This is a genomic window from Paenibacillus sp. NPDC055715, from assembly GCF_053617595.1.
Window position 1 is genome coordinate 187,558 of the sequence record NZ_JBSHGA010000001.1, and the last position, 17,902, is coordinate 205,459.

Sequence of the window (17,902 nt, forward strand, 5' to 3'; positions counted from 1 at the left end):
TACTGCATATTGTATTTCAAGGCCATACGCTCTTGTGTACAAAAATAATATAGAATCAACTAAAGTTAGTAATGCCGCACTCTCCCAGCCTTGACTATGCCATGCCGAGCCAAGCTCAAGGACACCCGGCAATTCCGTCTTTAGTTCAATCTGTATGATTAGGAGAAAGTCCCGCCTGTAACAGAACGGGACTTTTGTTGACTTGAATTAGGTATGAGATTGTATGTACTTTACAACTTCACCTACGGTTGTAATTTTCTCTGCATCTTCATCAGAGATTTCCATATCAAACTCATCTTCCAATTCCATAACCAATTCAACTACATCGAGAGAATCAGCGCCTAAATCATCTTTGAAAGATGCTTCAAGTGTAACTTCGGCTTCGTCGGCTCCCAAACGGTCAACGACAATGCGTTTTACACGCTCCAATACGTCGGACATCCGGCTCACCTCCTCCTTAGGTATTATACGAAAATTACAATTAAAATGCCATAGAAGAGAATTTTCATTCAATACTCTTCATCGGGGCATGCAGATTAGCAACATGTAGCTACATGTACATGCCGCCATCCACATGCAAAGTCTGGCCCGTCATGTATGAGGAAGCATCCGAGGCCAAAAATAGCACCACATCTGCAATTTCCTCAGGCCGTCCGAGACGGGCCAGCGGAATACCGCTGAGCAAATTATCACGCAAATCATCAGCAAGCACCTGTGTCATTTCGGTATCAATGAACCCTGGGGCTACGCAGTTAACAGTAATACCTCTCGAAGCAAGTTCTCTCGCAGACGATTTGGTAAGACCGATCACTCCTGCTTTGGCAGCCACATAGTTGGCTTGTCCTGCGTTGCCGAGTACGCCGACAACGGAAGAAATATTGATAATCCGACCGGAACGCTGCTTCATCATCGGACGCGTCGCTGCCTTGAGGCAATTAAACACACCTTTGAGATTCGTCTCGATCACCTGATCGAACTCCTCTTCTTTCATACGCATGATTAAATTATCTCTTGTTATTCCAGCATTGTTCACCAGAATGTCAATCTGACCCCAAGCGCCAATCACATCCTTGATTAACCGATCTGCCTCGTCGGCGCGACCGACATTAGCCTGAACCGTAATAGCTTCCACACCTTTGGCACGAATTTGCTCCGCAACCTCTGCCGCAGCCGCTTCACTACCAGCGTAGTTTACCGCTACATTAACTCCCGCTTCAGCCAATGTCAATGCGATACTACGGCCGATCCCCCGTGACGCACCTGTAACAAGCGCCGTTTTTCCACTTAATGGCTTAGACATCATCCAACCTCCCCTTGCAAGTATATAACCGTTAAGGCGGTAATTGCTACTTTTAACGGGCCTCCAAGGCTTCCGTTACCGAAACAAGCGATTCAAGGCTGCTTATATTATACAGCTTAGCCGTTTTGTCAATCTTTTTAACCAGTCCGGTCAAAACACTGCCCGGTCCGAACTCGACAAAAGTGTCAACTCCCTGTTCCAGCAGCCATGCTACACTCTCTTCCCACAATACGGGGGAATATACCTGCTCAACCAGTAGCTGGCGAATTTCGCCACCCTCACGCACAGGTTTCGCTGTGACATTGGCTACAACCGGAACCTGAGCTTTGGAGAAAGCTACGTCTTCCAGCTTGCCGGACAACTTAATCGCTGCTTCCTTCATCAACGAAGAATGAAAAGGACCACTGACCTCCAAAGTAATAGCACGCTTGCCACCCGCTTCCTTCACGCGTTCAGCGACAGCGGCTACGCCTTTCTTCGCACCGGATACGACAATCTGCCCGGGGCAGTTGATGTTAGCCAGTTCAACCAGTTGACCGGATTCTGTAATATCACGGCATAGAGTTGTCAGCGCTTCACGGTCGGCTCCCAATACAGCAGCCATCCCGCCTTGTCCGTCAGGAATGGCTTGCTCCATGAACTCGCCACGAGTACGAACGATTCCAACTGCATCTTCGAATGCAAGTACGCCGGAAGCAACGAGTGCGCTGTATTCTCCAAGACTGTGTCCAGCCACGTAATCAGGACGAATGCCCTTTTCCTTGAACGCTTCATACAACGCAATACTCGCTGTCAACAGCGCAGGCTGCGTATTGGATGTTTGCTTCAAGGCTGTATCTGGACCTTCAAAAATCAGTGAACTTAGCGCGAAACCCAACCGTTCGTCCGCTTGGCGGAACACTTCTCTTGCCGCAGGGACCGCTTCATAAGCATCTTTAGCCATACCTACAGCTTGTGAACCCTGACCGGGAAATATAAATGCCGTTTTGCCCATCGTGTATGCACCTCTCTGTATCCAATGCTTGTCCTGTAAAATACCAGACAAATTCAATATTGTATCAAACCCGCCGTTTTCTTACCAGACAAGAACCGACGCGCCCCATGTCAAACCGCCCCCGAAGCCCACCATTAATACCCGGTCGCCTTCCTTCATGCGGCCTTCCTCGGCTGCTTCCACAAGCGCGAGAGGAATCGATGCCGCCGACGTATTTGCATATTTATGAACATTAATGACGACCTTTTCTGCCGGCAGATCCAAACGCTGCATCGCCGATTGAATAATGCGAACATTGGCTTGATGCGGAACGAACAGATCAATATCATCTTTGGAAAGCCCTGCTTTTGCCAGCACATCGACGGTTGCTGTTCCCATAACACGTACTGCGAACTTGAACACTTCGCGTCCGTTCATATAAATATAGTGTTGCTTGTTTTCCACAGTATCCGCACTCGCAGGCAAACGTGAACCGCCAGCTTCTAGCTTAAGCAATCCGCCTCCTGCTCCTTCGGCACCGAGATCAAAGGATTGGAACCCTCTACCTTCAGGAACTTCACCAATCACTACAGCTCCTGCACCGTCTCCGAAAAGAACGCAGGTATTGCGGTCGGTATAATCTGTAATTCGAGAAAGACAGTCTGCCCCAATGATTAATGCATTATTATAAATACCTGTCTTAATGAAGCTCGTTGCCGTAGCCAACCCATATACAAACCCTGAGCATGCCGCAGACAAATCAAAAGCCGCTGCACCTTTGGCTCCGAGCTTGTCCTGAAGAATGCAGGCAGTCGAAGGAAACGCCATGTCCGGCGTAATTGTAGCCACAATAATCAAATCCAAATCCTGTGCCGTCATACCTGCGGATGCCAATGCCTTAATCGCTGCTTCATAAGCCAAATCGGATGTAGCCTGCTCTGGAGCTGCAATGTGGCGCTCCTGAATTCCTGTACGGCTGACAATCCATTCGTCACTTGTTTCCACGATTGCTTCTAAATCTTTGTTCGTCAGTATTTTCTCAGGCACGTATTTCCCTGTTCCGATAACACCAACCGACCGCAAATTATTCATATCGTCACTCACTTCCTGCTGATTTCCTTGGATATACTTTCCACCAACCGATTTTGCAAGACCGTACGGGCCTGTCTTACCGCGTTTTTGACGGCAATGCCGTCAGATGAGCCGTGACCTTTCAAGACGAGTCCGCTCAGTCCCAGCAAGGGAGCGCCGCCGTGCTCTTTGTAGTCCAGCTTATCTTTCAAACCGCGAAGCTCGGGCATAATCAGGGCCGCTGCCAGCTTGGTCTTTAAAGATTTACTAAACTGCTCCTTTAAGAGAGAGAATATCGCACCCGCCGTACCTTCCAGCGATTTTAGCATGATGTTTCCGGCGAATCCGTCACACACCAGCACATCGCAATTCCCGGTCAGCACATCTCTGGACTCCACATTACCTACAAAGTTAACAGGCAACTGCTCAATCAGAGGGAAAGCCAGTTTCGTCAGTTCATTGCCCTTCCCGGCTTCCGTCCCAACATTCAGCAAACCCACTCTGGGGGAAGCCACACCATGAACCTTTTGGCGGTACAAGCTACCCATCAGCGCATATTGGGCAAGATGTTCGGGCTTGGCGTCCATATTAGCTCCCAAGTCCAGCGCCAGCACACCCTGATCGTCAATCGTCGGAATCATCGGTGCCAGAGCAGGGCGCTCAATGCCTTCCATTCTCCCGACCACCAACAACCCTGTCGTCATTAGCGCACCCGTATTACCTGCCGATATCATGGCATCCGCTTCGCCTTCTTTGACCATTCGGCCAGCTACGACCATCGAGGCATCCTTTTTACGTCGCACTGCCTTCACTGGCTCGTCCTGCGCATCTATCATTTCAGATGCATGGCGAATGCTGAGATTCGCGGGCAGCGCTCTGCCGTTCAGCACCGATTCGATCCGTTCCCGGTCACCAACCAACGTAATGTCCGTATCCTTCCATTCCACCGCCGCAGATAGCGCGCCTTCTACTGTCGCCTCAGGAGCATTATCTCCCCCCATGGCATCAATGGCGATCCGCATGCTGACTTCCTCCTTCGCTGTACTCTTCCTCTGTGGAGCGGTAAATGACAAAGTTGCCTTGGAACACCATTTCTTCTCCTACGTAAGCAAACACTTCCACTTTGGCCCTCCCTTTTTGCTCGGGATTTGAACGTACATATGCCTTGGCAATGCACTTTTCTCCCAAATGAACGGGGCGGACAAAGCGAATATCCGCCGAAGCGGTCAACGCTATCTCATCATTAATCACGGCAACAGCCAATGAATTGGCCTGGGCAAACACATAATGTCCCCGCGCGATGCCGGTGCGTGAAAAGATATGCTCTTCTTTAATTTCAAAAATGGAAATACCGCTTCTGTCCAACTGGAGATCAACGATATCCCCGATCACTTCATGCAAAGGCAGGGAGCGAACCTGATCGTAGGAACGCTCAGCCATCAGCTTCAGTCGCTCCCGCAACTCCGGGATACCCAATTCCATCCGGTCCAGCCGGATCGTCTGAATGCTCACCTTAAGCTGTCTTGTCAGTTCCTGATCCGTTACGAACGGATTCTCATCAATTAATTGAGTCAGCCGTTGCTGTCTCTGTCTCTTTGGCAAACGTTCGATATCAGTGGCGCCTCCTTTCCCTGCAATAAACTACCGTTCAGCCGACGGTTCGGGTTACTTCACGTGCTAGCGGCGAATGCTTCATGCCGATTTGTCATCTTGTATGTAAAAAGAACCCCTTCGATCCTTCTTTCTTAGAACCTGGTACTAAAACAGTATATAGCATGCCGCCGCAAAAAGAAAGTACGATGACAAAAAAAGTAGCGCCTCACTAGAGTGAAGCGCTACTTTTCCTGCGAAGATTCCAAAGAATCCGCTTATCGGACATTATTGAGAGATAATCTCTCTAGCTTTGTACGTTCCGCAAACTTTGCACACATGGTGAGCAAGTTTCAATTCGCCGCATTCGGAGCATTTCACCATACCTGGTACTGCCAGTTTAAAGTGAGTACGACGTTTGTCGCGACGAGTTTTGGATGTTCTCCGTTGAGGTACTGCCATTATTCCCACCTCCTTAACCAGATCAACCCGTATAACGGGTGTGACTTCTTATCTCATTCAAGACTGAAGGAAGCTGCCGGAAGCAGCTACCTCACAGCCGGTGAATCAAGCCTGCAACATCCATGCGTCGGTTCTATAGTTCCCCTACACAAATGATGATGATTTGTCAGAATTGAACTCAATTCTCATTTAAAAAAATCCTTAAGCCCTGCCAGACGCGGATCAATCTTTTTCGTATCGTCATCGTCACTGTCATCGGAGCCAACGCTCCAGTTTTGTCCGGCCGCAGGAGCGATTCCCTGACAATTCTCACTGCACACAGGCGCAAACGGCACTTGCAGCACAAACAGCTCTTCACAATACGGTGCAATGTCGAAGGAATCCCCCGTCACTGCGATAAATTCGCCATCTTCATCCTTCTCTTCGCCAACCGAAGAGATTTGCTTGAACCGTTCACGGAATTCCATCTTCAAATCCTCGTGCATCGGACTCAAACAACGTGAGCACAGCAGGTCCAGACCTGCGGTCAACGTGCCTTCCACGCTCATCAAGCCTTGACCCAGACTAACGGCGACCATATCGGTCTCCAGCGGGGAAACGGCCATAACATCAGGACGATCATCCACCAATTCACTCACATTGAGAGCTTCACGGATCGGAAAAGGTCCGTCACTTGTTGCTACTTTGCGAAAAAATAGTTGCATCACTATCACTCCAAACAAACAAAAATTATTATACCGACTGATCGAGTCGTTTGTCAACACCTTTCACTTTACACCACTCACCAATCCATCGATTTCCCAATGGTTCAGGAAGTTTTTGCGGAAGCGAAAATACGTTGCATGGATCATGTACCTGTGAGATTCGTACCCCCGCCACTCTTCGTGTACAATAATGCGAGTATAAAGCTTTTTTCTTCAGGTCTCAATGGCCTTGTTCATTTCCGATCACAAAAAAGCATCATCGCTGACTCTAAGAACAATCAATAACTGATCAATAACCATCATTTTCAGAATAGTCGCCAGACTAGCAACAAAAGAAAGGAGTCGACGTACAGCCTTGAAAACACTCGGTATTATTGTAGAATACAACCCGCTGCATAACGGTCATACTCATCACTGGAAGGAGTCTCTTCGCATCACTGGCGCACAGCGCACGGTAGCTGTGATGAGCGGTCCCTTCCTCCAGCGGGGGGAACCCGCGATTGTGGACAAATGGTCCCGCACCGAAATGGCACTCGCCATGGGTGTGGACCTGGTTTTGGAGCTGCCTGTGGCCTATGCCGTCCAGCCCGCAGAATGGTTCGCCCACGGGGCGGTCGCCCTGCTCCGCGCCACGGGCGTCGTCGACACTCTCTGCTTCGGCAGCGAGAGCGGCGACATCGCCCGGCTACACGCGCTGGCCCGCGTGCTGGCGGCGGAGCCGGCCGAGCTTAAGGCCGGCATCGCGCAGCGCCTGAGCAGCGGCGCAAGCTACCCCGCCGCTTACGCGGGGGCCGCAGCCGCGCTCGCGGCCGAAGGGGCGGACGGCGCTGCGCTAGCCGCCCTCATGCAGCAGCCCAACAATACGTTGGGGCTGCATTACTTGATTGCGCTGGAACGACTGGACAGCGCAATCAAGCCCTTCACCGTAGCCCGCACGGGATCGGGCTACCACGAAGCCGTGGCGCCCGCGCACGGAGTCATCGCCAGCGCCACGGCCATTCGCCGTCTGCTGCTGGACGGCGGGCCGGAGGCCGCGTTGCCGTACGTGCCTGCGGCGACGCTGGAGATTTTGCGGCGCGAATGGCAAGCCAGACGCGCGCCGCTGCAATGGGAAGCGTTCAGCCAGCCGTTGCTGAACGCCCTCATCACGCGCAGCCCGCAGCAGCTGGCGGAGCTGCACGAGGTTACCGAAGGGCTGGAGCATCGCCTGCGGCAATCGCTGTACACGCTGCCCCAGCCCTCCGTAGAGGCATTACTCGCCGCTGTCAAGACGAAGCGGTACACTCGTACGAAGCTTCAGCGTATGTTCACACATATTTTGCTGAATCATGCCAAAGCAGATATGGCTCCCTCCGAGCTGGCGAAAGGCCCCGGCTATATCCGCGTACTCGGCTTTAATACTGCCGGACGCGAGCTGCTGGCCCGGATGAAGCAGACAGCGACCCTTCCGGTATGGGTCAAGCCGTCTGCCGGATCGCATCCCCATCTGGACTGGGATCTGGCCGCAGCCGCCATACACGCGGCCGGAATGCCACGTCCCGCGATCCGTGACATGTATGCCGATTACTTGCGGCCGCCCGTCATGGTTTGATCGGGAGCTTTTCCATGTAAGTTAACGCATCGTCAAGCTTGCGAACCGGAACGAGCTTCATCCGGGTACCGATTTGCTCAGCTTTGGCCTTGGCTTCCTTATAATTGTCCGCCGGGACGAAAAACAATTCTGCACCCTGACGGTCAGCGGCGACAATTTTATACTTTGCACCGCCGATAGCTCCCACCTTACCGCTCTTATCAATCGTTCCCGTACCGGCAACACGATATCCCTTGCTCAAATCGCCCGGTGTCAGCTGATTATAAATTTCCATCGTAAACATCAAACCAGCCGAAGGCCCGCCCACATCCGTTGACGTAAAATGAATTGTTTTACGTTCATCCTTCGGCTCTACTTTCTGAACCGTAGCGATGCTGACTCCAAAACCGGGACGTTGTTTGCCCGTCTCGCTGTCCGTGATGGTTGTTAATGGAGCTTGTACCGTCATCAGCTTGCCATCACGTTTTAGCTTCACTTTGGCCATCGTTCCTGCCATTTCATCCTCCAAGGCGTTTCGAATGGAACGATTATCTATCACCCTCACGCCGTTCAACTCCAGAATTTCATCTCCAGGGTGAAACACACTGTTCGAGCCGGGAACCTTAAATACATATACATAATCCGGCATAATGCGATAAGGAATATTGGCGCGGGTATAAGCAGCCTCCATCGCGGAAGACTGGGAATCTCCCATATACCACACCTGCTCTGCTGCATATTCGTCTTCACTTCGGCCGTGCAGCCGATCCTCCTTGCGCTGTATCTCTGAATTGGCATCCAGCTTCGACATACCCAGCATAATGACATTGGCATAACGCGCCGATACCGTCGTCATCATAAAGGTCCCCCGTTCGCTTCGGTCGCCTTCCTGAACGTTTACCATCGGCTTGATTTCATTCGCTCCACCGGGTCCATAGATCAGATATGGGGTTGGCATATATACCAGCACATAGACCATAACGGCCAGGAACAGAACATATCCGGTTGTAAAAAAAGCTCTATTCCGGTTTATTCGTTTCATCGCTTCTCCCCCTCACAGCCTTAAATTCTCTTGTATCAACCCAATCCACTCTGTACCCCGCCTGTTCTCAATTCTTACAAAAAAGCATACATTATTTTACCGACAGCGCGTGCGAGCACCTCGACCGATTACAAACGTCGAACAGGCGCTAGAAACAACATACGGTGAACTCTACTATATTTATGCACAATGAGATTCGTTTTTAAATGTTAAATCATATCACTTCTAGAGAGGTGAACCCTTTGCTACAAAAGGAAGCCTATTCCGCTTCTTATTGGACAACCCTGTTGCTTGGCCTTGGAGCCATTCTGCTTGTGCTGGCTGTTGTCGCCTCACCGGAAGAGGTGTTTCAAGCCTCCGCGCAAGGGCTTAAGCTATGGTGGAACATTATTTTCCCGGCCATGCTCCCTTTTTTGATGCTGTCCGAAATGCTCGTCGCCTTCGGTCTGGTGCATGGGCTTGGCGTCCTTCTGGAGCCGTTCATACGCTCCTGGTTCCGTCTTCCAGGTCGAAGCGGCTGGGTACTGGCCCTCGGCCTGACCGCCGGATTTCCGGCCGCTGCGGAAGCTGTGCGCCAATGGGCACAGCAAGAGGATATGACCAAGCGCCAGCTTGAACGACTGACGGCTATCGCTCATTTCTGCAATCCGATTACCATCCTGCTCGTTATCGGAACAGGATTGCTGCATAATGCTGCTGTAGGCGCCATGCTGCTTGCCGTTCACTGGATCTCGGGCTTATTGGCGGGATGGATTACAGCCAGACTGACTGCATCATCAAAAGAATCGCAAAAACGGGAAACGCCAGTTGCCCTCCGGCGAACCTCTGTTTCCCGTACTTCTACCACTCTCATCCGGTCCGCATGGGACGCCACACGCTCTGCCAGAGAACGGGACGGCCGCAGCTTCGGAAAGCTACTGGGCGAAACTGTATCCCATGCCGTACAGACGCTGATGATGACAGGTGGATTCATTATTTTCTTTTCCGTGCTAATTCGGCTGTTATCCATTCACTCAGGCCAAGGAACATTTTCTTTCATATGGCCCGCCTGGATGGAAATTCATCTCGGTTCCTATGAAATCAGCCGCCTGCCGTATGATCTCCGCACACAAGCGGCTCTGATCAGCGCTGCGCTAGGCTGGGGAGGGCTATGCGGCTGGCTTCAAATCACAGCCGTTACCAGACCCTCAGACAAGGGCATCACGTTCACCATATCCAGAGTGCTTCATGGCATCATCGCCTTTGTGCTCACACTCGTCGCCTGGACGCCTCTTAGCCGTATGACAAGCCATACACTTCCCGCTCATGTTAGCCGCAGCTCTGTTTCTTCCTTCACGGAAGGCGGTTATGATTCCGCCGCGCATTCTGTCATGGCGGAGAGCAACAACCTATGGTCACAGTTGGAAAGTCCGTCGCTGTATCCCTGGCAGCTAACCATGTTGTCTATTGCGCTGTTGGGCGCGATTATACTTACACTGCTTGTCATTTCCTTTATGACTTCATGGTGGAGCCGCCGCGCTTGGCGCTAACCTTGACACGCAGCGCATCCTCGACCTCAGGGGCCACCAGATCTACGACCTTGCCGTCAAAATGGGCGATTTCCTTCACCATACTGGAACTCAGATATGAATAGGCCGGGTTCGTCATCATAAAGACCGTTTCGGCATCCGGGTTCAGCTTATGGTTCGTGGAAGCCAATTGCAGCTCGTATTCAAAATCTGTCACCGACCGAATTCCTCTGACGATAACCTGAGCCCCTTTTTGACGTACATAATTGGCTGTCAGGTCACGGAAGCTGTCCACCTCAATGTTCGGTATATGGCGGGTTACCGTCCGCAGCAGCTCCATTCGCTCCTCTAGAGAAAACAGTGGATTTTTACTAATATTGTTAAGTACCGCGACAATCAGCAGATCAAACTGCCTCGCCGCTCTTTGAATAATATCCTGATGCCCCATCGTCACGGGATCAAAGGTTCCCGGATATACGGCAATACGTAGTTTGTGCTCAGTCATGATGGTCCTCCCCGCCTGATTCGGCTATACCGGATTTTTCCGTTCCGGCCTCAGTATGTTCTGCATCGTCCGGTTGCTCTGCTGCAAAGCGGTAGATAGATAACGTTGTTTCGCCATAGACCGCTTTTCTGACCTGTTCGAACGGCCCAAAGCTTTCCGGGTACTCATGTCCCGACTCATACTCCAGCACAATGACTGCCTCAGAACGAAGCAAGTCCAGTTCAGCCATACGGCTCATCAATACATCACCATGCTTGAGACGATAGGGCGGGTCCAGAAAAACAGCATCAAAAAGAGCTCCACGTTTTGCCAGCGCCTTGAGCGCTCGTCCGGCATCATTGCGGAACACTTCAGCCTGTCCTTCCAATCCGGTTTTTCGCAAATTTTCTTTAATGACCTCCATACTTTTCGATTCCATATCAATAAAGACTGCCTTGTCCATTCCTCGGCTAAGCGCCTCTATACCCAGGCCGCCACTACCTGCAAACAGATCAAGCGCGACTCCCCCATCAAAATAAGGACCTATCATGCTAAATAGCGCTTCCTTGACCTTATCCGTGGTCGGCCGCGTCCCTATGCCGGGAACTGCCTTTAACGGCCTTCCTTTGGCACTACCCGATACGACTCTCACGCTGAAACTCACCTATTTTCTATATGTGTTCATAACCATATAAAGATTATGACGTTATCGTACCACATGGATCGCCGTTTGAAAATCGCAGGGGTTGAGGAGGTATAAAAAACCATATCGTGGGCATCCTTAAGATATCGGCATTCAACCAATGTCGTAGACAACCACGGAGAAGACTTACGTTTCCCCATAAGCTCTTCGTCCGGTTTCTCCTCTCCCATTCAGGCGCTCTAATAAGAGCGCCTGATTTTTTTTGCAAAAAAAAAGAAGCTGCTCAATGGCAGCCTAGGTATATAAGGAAATGAAGTTATACTATTTGAGCAGCTCCTCGGGCGTATCTCCCTGATAGACATACACATAACTCGCTACCGATACAGCAAATGCAGCAAACATAGACAACGATGTCGCTAGACTATATACGATTTTTTTCACCATTTCCCTCACCTCCTTCCCCGAATCAACGTCAGGCTCTGGATTAGAAAAGCAACAGCCACTACAGAGGAACCGATTACAAAATTAGTACATACAAGCAGGGAAGATAACAGTCGCAGGAGGGGATAAAACCGAGATGGAATGCGCGACTGCTTTTCAATTCTGGACGGGGCAAAGCATAAGACAAGAAGCAGAGATAATCCGGTGAAGAGGTTTGTCCACCAACTATGTAAAGAGATACAGGATATGGCTGTAAAAGCTACAGAGGTGACCACAACACATGCCATCCCTGTTTTTAGATGAATCCCTCCTGACATTTGGCGCAACAAGGCAAAAGCCACTAGAATCATCACAGCTTCTGCCGTCCGCCCGGTGAAGAATGAGGCGAGTAGCGTCAGCACAATAATCATGGAGGCATTTATAATAAGAGCGAGTGCATATTTAAGTACCGGGATAGAAGCCGGATGATCCGGCACAGTCCGTTTGATCTGGTTAGCAAGCTTGAAAGCCATCGTTTCAATCATCCCGATATTCCTTTCCAACCGCATAGTAGATGAAGAATCCCGATACCAGTGCAAAAAACACCATATTTAACCATACCTCGTTGTAGTACAGCACGATTGAGGTGGATATAAGGGATAAAATGATGAGCGTAATCACAATGCCGTATTCATCTTTAAATTTAAGCTTTTTGAAATTAGCGGCAAACCCGATGCCTTTTCGATACAAAATAAATGAAATGAGCAATCCTACCACCGCACTTACCGCTTGCAGCAGATAGCCCTTCAGGGAGCCGACCTGTAGCTCAGAGATTGGCAGGCTCCCGAACATCGCTTTTAAAAGCACCGACTGAATGACCGCATAAGCAAAATAACCGGTAACCGTCATAATGCCTGACCATACAATCGGAATTTTCACCACCGTAACGAGCAAAAAGATAAAGAGCAGCATGTTAATGACAGGCACCAGATAAGCGAGGGAAAATTCTTCTCTCTGCAAATAACTTTGCAAGTTCATAATCAGGTTCACAAAAATCGCTTGCCATACATAAGGAGTCATTTTAACTTTAAAAATACTAAGAATGAGCGCAAAAACCGCCATTCCTTCAAGCGTGGAAAAAAACAAAAAGCCGATAGGCTTCACAAGCATGTGTGCATCTCCTTTTCAATCCAACAAATCTCATCATCGGTGTATTCAAAAAAATTGGATATACATCGAATATAAAGGGCTGTGGCCTACTTTTCAAGAGGTCTTTTCAATGATTTGATATATTTCTTTATTCACTTCAACGAAATGTTATCGGATGCAGCAGGAAGTTACGGCTTAGGCAACACTTTCCTTGACCGAATCTTCCTGTGAGCGCACAGACTTCATACGTGATATGATCTTTTTTCCCCAACGAATGCCCGGTTGCTCGATCCATGAATAGGTGAACCAGGACAGACCTATGGTCAATAGCAGCGTCATGATAAACATAAGAGTCAAATTAACAGTAGGGGAAAATGGTAGCTCAATTTGGCTTACAATCTCCAAAGCAAGCATATGCGTCAAATACATACTGTAGCTAAAGCAGCCGATCCATGACCATCCCCGGTTTAGCAGCCACACAGGCTGCCAGTGATACAAAGCATAGGCTCCCAGCAGCAACAGGACACCGATGAGATAATCCATCATACCTGTACAAAGAGCAAACAGCACGGAGCCAAGCAGCACTACGCCGCTAAACCGGTCCACACTTTTCCAATGCCGCTCGTCTTTCCATATCAAGAACAACAATATACCCAGTCCGAAGACAGGCAATTGGTTCGGAAACCATAAATACAGATAATGTCCCCATAACAAGTGATCACTAATCCATGGAGCATACGCAAACACCGTATTCAGCCCAAAGCTCAGTAAAAGCACGCCCATAATCGCCAGTGCTCTCAGCGTATCTACAAATTGCAGCTTGTTATGTTCCGTTTCACCCTTGGCTTCTTACATCATATCCCTCCATATCCATTCTTTAACGATACATTTTGTATCTATAATACACAAAACGTATCGTTAAAGTAAATATGCCGGTATGAAAAAAAAACACCCTACAGCCGCAATGATCTGCGGCCAAAAGATGTTCATTTTGTCATGCTATAATCGCCTGTTCCCTTCCCTTGCAAGAACTGTTATACGATTTATTTGTTTAAATGAAAAGGGACAGTCGTTACGATGACGTCTTTGTAATTGATCAGATAAGCTCTCATCAACAAGCTGGTCTGGTTGTGCAAAATATTTTCCCACCAGTGCTTCGTGATGAATTGTGGAATAAGGACGGTAATATGATCCTCATCCGCTTTTTTCCACTCCACCGTATCAATGAACTTGCGAAGCGGATTAATAATGCTGCGATAACGGGATTTCAGTACCACCAAACGGATACCTACATCCCATTCTTCCCATTTTTGCTCCATCTTGCGAGTCGCTTCATCATCAACACCTACATATACAGCAATCACATTGTCCGACAAGGTCTTGGCATAGCTGATGGTATTCATCACGACCCGTGTAATCCCTGCCACCGGAATAATGATCGTATTGCCTTTGACCATAGGTTTATCCTTCGTAATATCGATCCGAAGCTGCTCAGCCGTATTTTTATAATGTCTACTGATCTTCATAAAGAAATACAGAACCAGAGGCAGGAAGATAAACACCACCCACACCTGACTAAACTTGGTGAAAATAAAGATAAGCGTAATGGACAGCGTGGTCAGCATCCCAACCGTATTAATAGCAAGCTTGACGACCCAGCCTGACGGCTTGAGACGAATCCAGCGAATCATCATTCCCAATTGGGAAAGCGTGAACGGAATAAATACCCCTACAGCATAAAGCGGAATCAGATTTCCCGTATTGCCGCCAAATACGATGACCAGCAATGCCGAGAAAATACTCAGAAACAGAATACCGTTCGAGTAACCAAGCCGATCTCCGCGAACCATGAACATATGTGGCATATATTTGTCTTTAGCCAGCATAAATGCAAGCAACGGAAAGGCCGAATAAGCTGTATTCGCCGCCAAAAACAAGATCAGCGCCGTCACGCCTTGAATGATGTAATACATCACACCGCGCCCGAAAGTGGCATTCGCAATTTGCGAAATGACCGTTTCATGAGGATTAGGACGAACACCGTACCAATAAGCCAGCAGGCTGATTCCGATAAACATACACCCGAGAATCAAACCCATCATCATCAGCGTAGTTGCCGCATTTTTGGCAGCAGGCTTGCGGAAGTTCGGAATGGCATTCGAGACAGCCTCTACTCCGGTTAACGCCGAGCAACCTGAGCTGAACGCCTTTAGCAGCAGAAACAAACTGACGTTGGATACCGTAGCTCCAAATTGCGGTGCCGCAGCATGGGCTCCTCCTGCCACGTAATGGATGATACCGCTAATAATTAGGACAAAGATCGAAACAACGAATAAATAAATCGGTACAGCCAGTACCGAGGCGGATTCCGTCACCCCGCGCAAGTTCATAATGGTCAAAAAGATGATCATGATCAGTGCAATCGCGATCCGGTGATCATGCAATGATGGTAACGCCGATGTAATGGCATCTGTACCTGCCGACGAACTGACTGCTACTGTCAGAATATAATCCACCAGCAAAGATCCGCCTGCAATCAGACTCGGGGCCTTACCCAAATTATCTTGAGCGACGATATAGGCACCACCGCCACCGGGATAGGAAAAAATAGTCTGCCGATACGACAGGATCAGAATGACCAGCAACCCCAGTACCGCGATGGATATAGGTATGGAATACCATAGGGCAGCGAAGCCCGCTGTAATTAAAACCAGCAGAATTTGCTCGGTTCCATAAGCTACAGAGGACAATGCATCTGAGGACAGAATGGCTAGAGCCTTGAGCTTGTTTAGTTTCTCCTCTTCAAGGGCCGTCGACTTTCGAGGGCGACCAATTAGTAATCTTTTGACTTTACTCAGCATTTCGTTAACTCCTTCTTGGTTAGGGGTTTTGCATAAGAACTTTGAATCGTATGTTTATTATGTCACCTGCACATCAGATTGATGAAACAAATGAACTATTATTTTATACTCCCTCATCCTAAAAAAAACAATAAGGAATGCTTCTTATAATGACCATTTCCGAGTAAGAAAGAGCATTTCGATAAAATACCCTTATGTATACGGTAATTTGAACCTTTTCGGCTTAATTCCCTCAGCACGGCGAAAAGTTGCCGCAAAATGACTTGCATCCCAGAAACCTACCCGCTCCAAAACTTCCTTAACCGTTAAATGCGTGTACTCTGTCATCATTCTTTAGCCTTGCGCAGCTGAATCACAATCAGGTAAGCATGCTTTCTCCGAAGCTGTGCAGTTCACTGTGGGCGTCCCAATGATACCCGCGCGTATGCTGCAATCTAAGCCGGGGGCGCCATTTTTATATAACCAGATGAGTGTACCTGTACAAAGACCTATTTTTATCCAAAAACAGATCATTGCCTATGAAACGCAGGACAGATATCCATGCCTCCCCTAGATGAATGGAGTAGTATACAACAAACCATATGGAGGTGTTTGTATTGGGTCGTCCCGAATTGAAACGAAAGAAAGGCCGTAAAAAAGACGTTTTTATCAGCTCTTGGTTTAGTAAAAAACGCCCGAAGAGAAAATGCCACTCGAAAAGAAGGTGCTTTTGCAAGGAAATCATCGTCAGAAAGCAAATCGTCCGTGTAAATATACCTCAAAATGTTTTAGGTATAACAGGCGCAACTGGATCCATAGGTGCAGCAGGTAACGTAGGTGGAATAGCTCAGTTTGGTTATGTCTACAACTTAGGAGCCCAAGTCGTTCCGATAGAAGCGGATGTCATTTTCGATACGAACGGTATACTTACACCCGGAATTACCCATGCTCCCGGCACCACTCAAATCGCAGTAACTGACGCAGGGAACTATGAGGTTAACTTTTCAGTGTCGGGTGTAGAGCCAGGCCAATTCGCCATATTTATTAATGGCGCCCTCGCTGCGGGTACCGTATACGGCTCAGGAGCCGGCACGCAGCAAAACACAGGGCAGGCCATCCTCGCTCTAGCATCCAGTGATGTCCTTACCCTACGAAATCATAGCTCTGCCGCTGCGGTTACCCTGCAAACCTTAGCTGGAGGTACCCAAACCAACGTAAACGCTTCTGTAATTATCAAAAAATTAAGTTAGACTTGGATACATCCGGTATAGCGTATGGCTGACCTGCTTATCTGCTAATATCAAACACCAGCTTGTTTCCGCTTAGGTCAATGACAGAAAATCCAATTTCTTCTCCATGGATTGCATGACCGTCAAGCTCCATGTGTTTCTTTAGCTCTTGTAAAGCCGTATCGTCCGGAAGCGGCAGTGTGATTTCCTTAACCCCTGTCGCATGAGCGAGAGGATGGGGATTACCTTCTCCATTCCATACATTACCGCCAATATGGTGATTGGTATTCACATAAAAACGTAACGAATCTTCGATATTAGCTACGCGTAAGTGTACATGACCTACAACCGTGCCAAAGGGCAGCTTTCCATCTGTTTTAAAATCAGTCAATTCAGCCAGTACTTTAAAATTCAGAGGATAGCTGCCCTGAGGATGCAATGCCCATTCTTCTCTCGCACGATCTGCATAGATTTCAATACCATTCCCTTCAATATCGTACAAATAGAGCGCTTCACTATATCCATGATCACTTGCACTGTCAAAACGGGCATATAAAAAAACTTATTCGCAAACGCCTCTCTTGTAGGAACTAGAAAAGCCGTGCGAAAAATCCCCGTCGTTCTGGGTTCCTGTAAAACCTCAGCACTTTTCTCTAATAGAAATAGTGTCAGTTGATTGTTACCAGCCCCTAATAATGCTCGTAGTTCATTTCGTTCCACTAGACTTAACCCGATCACCTGTTCATAGAAAGCAATCTGTCTATCCAAATCCTTTACTTTCAATGTCACCCAACCGCCCCGTGCTTCCCGCTCCATACATCCTATAGAGGGTCAACACCCCTTTTCAGCATGTCAAAAAGGCTTACCCCAACTCAGGCTCGAATTGGCATAAACCTTGATTTAATAAGAGAGTACCC

At 48.7% G+C, this 17,902-nt stretch carries 19 protein-coding genes and 2 pseudogenes; 3 read left to right on the forward strand and 18 right to left on the reverse strand.

Going from position 1 to position 17,902, the window contains the following annotated elements:
* Positions 1 to 207: 207 nt before the first annotated feature.
* The 8 genes from ACWGOO_RS00885 to ACWGOO_RS00920 form a co-directional block, all read right to left on the reverse strand.
* Positions 208 to 441, reverse strand: coding sequence for an acyl carrier protein (locus ACWGOO_RS00885; RefSeq protein ID WP_007429985.1), 234 nt, complete (start codon positions 439 to 441; stop codon positions 208 to 210).
* Between the two features lie 109 nt (positions 442 to 550).
* Positions 551 to 1,300, reverse strand: coding sequence for a 3-oxoacyl-[acyl-carrier-protein] reductase (fabG, locus tag ACWGOO_RS00890; RefSeq protein WP_452480701.1), 750 nt, complete (start codon positions 1,298 to 1,300; stop codon positions 551 to 553).
* 52 nt (positions 1,301 to 1,352) lie between these two features.
* Complete coding sequence (gene fabD, locus ACWGOO_RS00895; protein ID WP_452481579.1) at positions 1,353 to 2,294, reverse strand: ACP S-malonyltransferase; 942 nt, start codon at positions 2,292 to 2,294, stop codon at positions 1,353 to 1,355.
* Positions 2,295 to 2,375: 81 nt separating this feature from the next.
* A complete protein-coding gene (locus ACWGOO_RS00900) occupies positions 2,376 to 3,365 on the reverse strand; it encodes a beta-ketoacyl-ACP synthase III (protein WP_452480703.1) in 990 nt (329 codons plus the stop codon).
* Positions 3,366 to 3,373: 8 nt separating this feature from the next.
* Positions 3,374 to 4,366 (reverse strand): phosphate acyltransferase PlsX, encoded by a 993-nt coding sequence (gene plsX / locus ACWGOO_RS00905; protein WP_452480705.1) that lies wholly within the window; start codon positions 4,364 to 4,366, stop codon positions 3,374 to 3,376.
* On the reverse strand, positions 4,350 to 4,946 hold the full coding sequence (gene fapR / locus ACWGOO_RS00910; RefSeq protein WP_452480707.1) for a transcription factor FapR: 597 nt from the start codon (positions 4,944 to 4,946) through the stop codon (positions 4,350 to 4,352). The genes plsX and fapR overlap by 17 nt, the downstream gene beginning before the upstream one ends.
* Before the next feature lie 276 nt (positions 4,947 to 5,222).
* On the reverse strand, positions 5,223 to 5,396 hold the full coding sequence (rpmF, locus tag ACWGOO_RS00915) for a 50S ribosomal protein L32 (protein WP_007429979.1): 174 nt from the start codon (positions 5,394 to 5,396) through the stop codon (positions 5,223 to 5,225).
* Positions 5,397 to 5,581: 185 nt separating this feature from the next.
* Complete coding sequence (locus ACWGOO_RS00920; RefSeq protein ID WP_452480709.1) at positions 5,582 to 6,100, reverse strand: YceD family protein; 519 nt, start codon at positions 6,098 to 6,100, stop codon at positions 5,582 to 5,584.
* Between the two features lie 355 nt (positions 6,101 to 6,455).
* Between ACWGOO_RS00920 and ACWGOO_RS00925 the strand changes: the two genes are divergently transcribed.
* Positions 6,456 to 7,691, forward strand: a complete 1,236-nt coding sequence (locus ACWGOO_RS00925) for a nucleotidyltransferase (RefSeq protein ID WP_452480710.1) — start codon at positions 6,456 to 6,458, stop codon at positions 7,689 to 7,691.
* Here the strand turns inward: ACWGOO_RS00925 and ACWGOO_RS00930 are convergent.
* Positions 7,681 to 8,712: a YlbL family protein gene (locus tag ACWGOO_RS00930; RefSeq protein WP_452480712.1), complete on the reverse strand. Its 1,032-nt coding sequence runs from the start codon at positions 8,710 to 8,712 to the stop codon at positions 7,681 to 7,683. The genes ACWGOO_RS00925 and ACWGOO_RS00930 overlap by 11 nt on opposite strands.
* A 233-nt stretch (positions 8,713 to 8,945) precedes the next feature.
* On the opposite strand from ACWGOO_RS00930, the gene ACWGOO_RS00935 reads away from it, so the two are divergent.
* A complete protein-coding gene (locus ACWGOO_RS00935; RefSeq protein ID WP_452481580.1) occupies positions 8,946 to 10,241 on the forward strand; it encodes a nucleoside recognition protein in 1,296 nt (431 codons plus the stop codon).
* Here the strand turns inward: ACWGOO_RS00935 and coaD are convergent.
* From coaD to ACWGOO_RS00975, 8 genes and pseudogenes are all read right to left on the reverse strand, one after another.
* Complete coding sequence (gene coaD / locus ACWGOO_RS00940) at positions 10,204 to 10,725, reverse strand: pantetheine-phosphate adenylyltransferase (protein ID WP_452480714.1); 522 nt, start codon at positions 10,723 to 10,725, stop codon at positions 10,204 to 10,206. The genes ACWGOO_RS00935 and coaD overlap by 38 nt on opposite strands.
* Positions 10,718 to 11,356 carry a 16S rRNA (guanine(966)-N(2))-methyltransferase RsmD gene (gene rsmD, locus ACWGOO_RS00945; protein WP_452480716.1) on the reverse strand — a complete coding sequence of 213 codons (639 nt, stop codon included), beginning with the start codon at positions 11,354 to 11,356 and terminating at the stop codon, positions 10,718 to 10,720. Before rsmD ends, coaD begins: the two co-directional genes overlap by 8 nt.
* A gap of 312 nt (positions 11,357 to 11,668) precedes the next feature.
* Positions 11,669 to 11,791 (reverse strand): cyclic lactone autoinducer peptide, encoded by a 123-nt coding sequence (locus ACWGOO_RS00950; RefSeq protein ID WP_452480718.1) that lies wholly within the window; start codon positions 11,789 to 11,791, stop codon positions 11,669 to 11,671.
* 5 nt (positions 11,792 to 11,796) lie between these two features.
* Positions 11,797 to 12,312 carry an accessory gene regulator ArgB-like protein gene (locus ACWGOO_RS00955; protein WP_452480720.1) on the reverse strand — a complete coding sequence of 172 codons (516 nt, stop codon included), beginning with the start codon at positions 12,310 to 12,312 and terminating at the stop codon, positions 11,797 to 11,799.
* Complete coding sequence (locus ACWGOO_RS00960; RefSeq protein WP_452480722.1) at positions 12,305 to 12,937, reverse strand: hypothetical protein; 633 nt, start codon at positions 12,935 to 12,937, stop codon at positions 12,305 to 12,307. The genes ACWGOO_RS00955 and ACWGOO_RS00960 overlap by 8 nt, the downstream gene beginning before the upstream one ends.
* A gap of 174 nt (positions 12,938 to 13,111) precedes the next feature.
* Positions 13,112 to 13,702, reverse strand: a pseudogene (locus tag ACWGOO_RS00965) (acyltransferase family protein); the annotation flags it as partial.
* 257 nt (positions 13,703 to 13,959) lie between these two features.
* The gene (locus ACWGOO_RS00970) at positions 13,960 to 15,777 is read right to left on the reverse strand and encodes an APC family permease (RefSeq protein WP_452480724.1); all 1,818 of its coding nucleotides are present in this window, start codon (positions 15,775 to 15,777) and stop codon (positions 13,960 to 13,962) included.
* 192 nt (positions 15,778 to 15,969) lie between these two features.
* A complete protein-coding gene (locus tag ACWGOO_RS00975) occupies positions 15,970 to 16,107 on the reverse strand; it encodes a helix-turn-helix domain-containing protein (protein ID WP_452480726.1) in 138 nt (45 codons plus the stop codon).
* 266 nt (positions 16,108 to 16,373) lie between these two features.
* Here ACWGOO_RS00975 and ACWGOO_RS00980 point away from each other — a divergent pair, with 266 nt between their 5' ends.
* Positions 16,374 to 17,006 carry a hypothetical protein gene (locus ACWGOO_RS00980; RefSeq protein WP_452481581.1) on the forward strand — a complete coding sequence of 211 codons (633 nt, stop codon included), beginning with the start codon at positions 16,374 to 16,376 and terminating at the stop codon, positions 17,004 to 17,006.
* 37 nt (positions 17,007 to 17,043) lie between these two features.
* On the opposite strand, the pseudogene ACWGOO_RS00985 reads toward ACWGOO_RS00980, so the two are convergent.
* Positions 17,044 to 17,801, reverse strand: a pseudogene (locus ACWGOO_RS00985) (VOC family protein).
* Positions 17,802 to 17,902 lie beyond the last annotated feature (101 nt).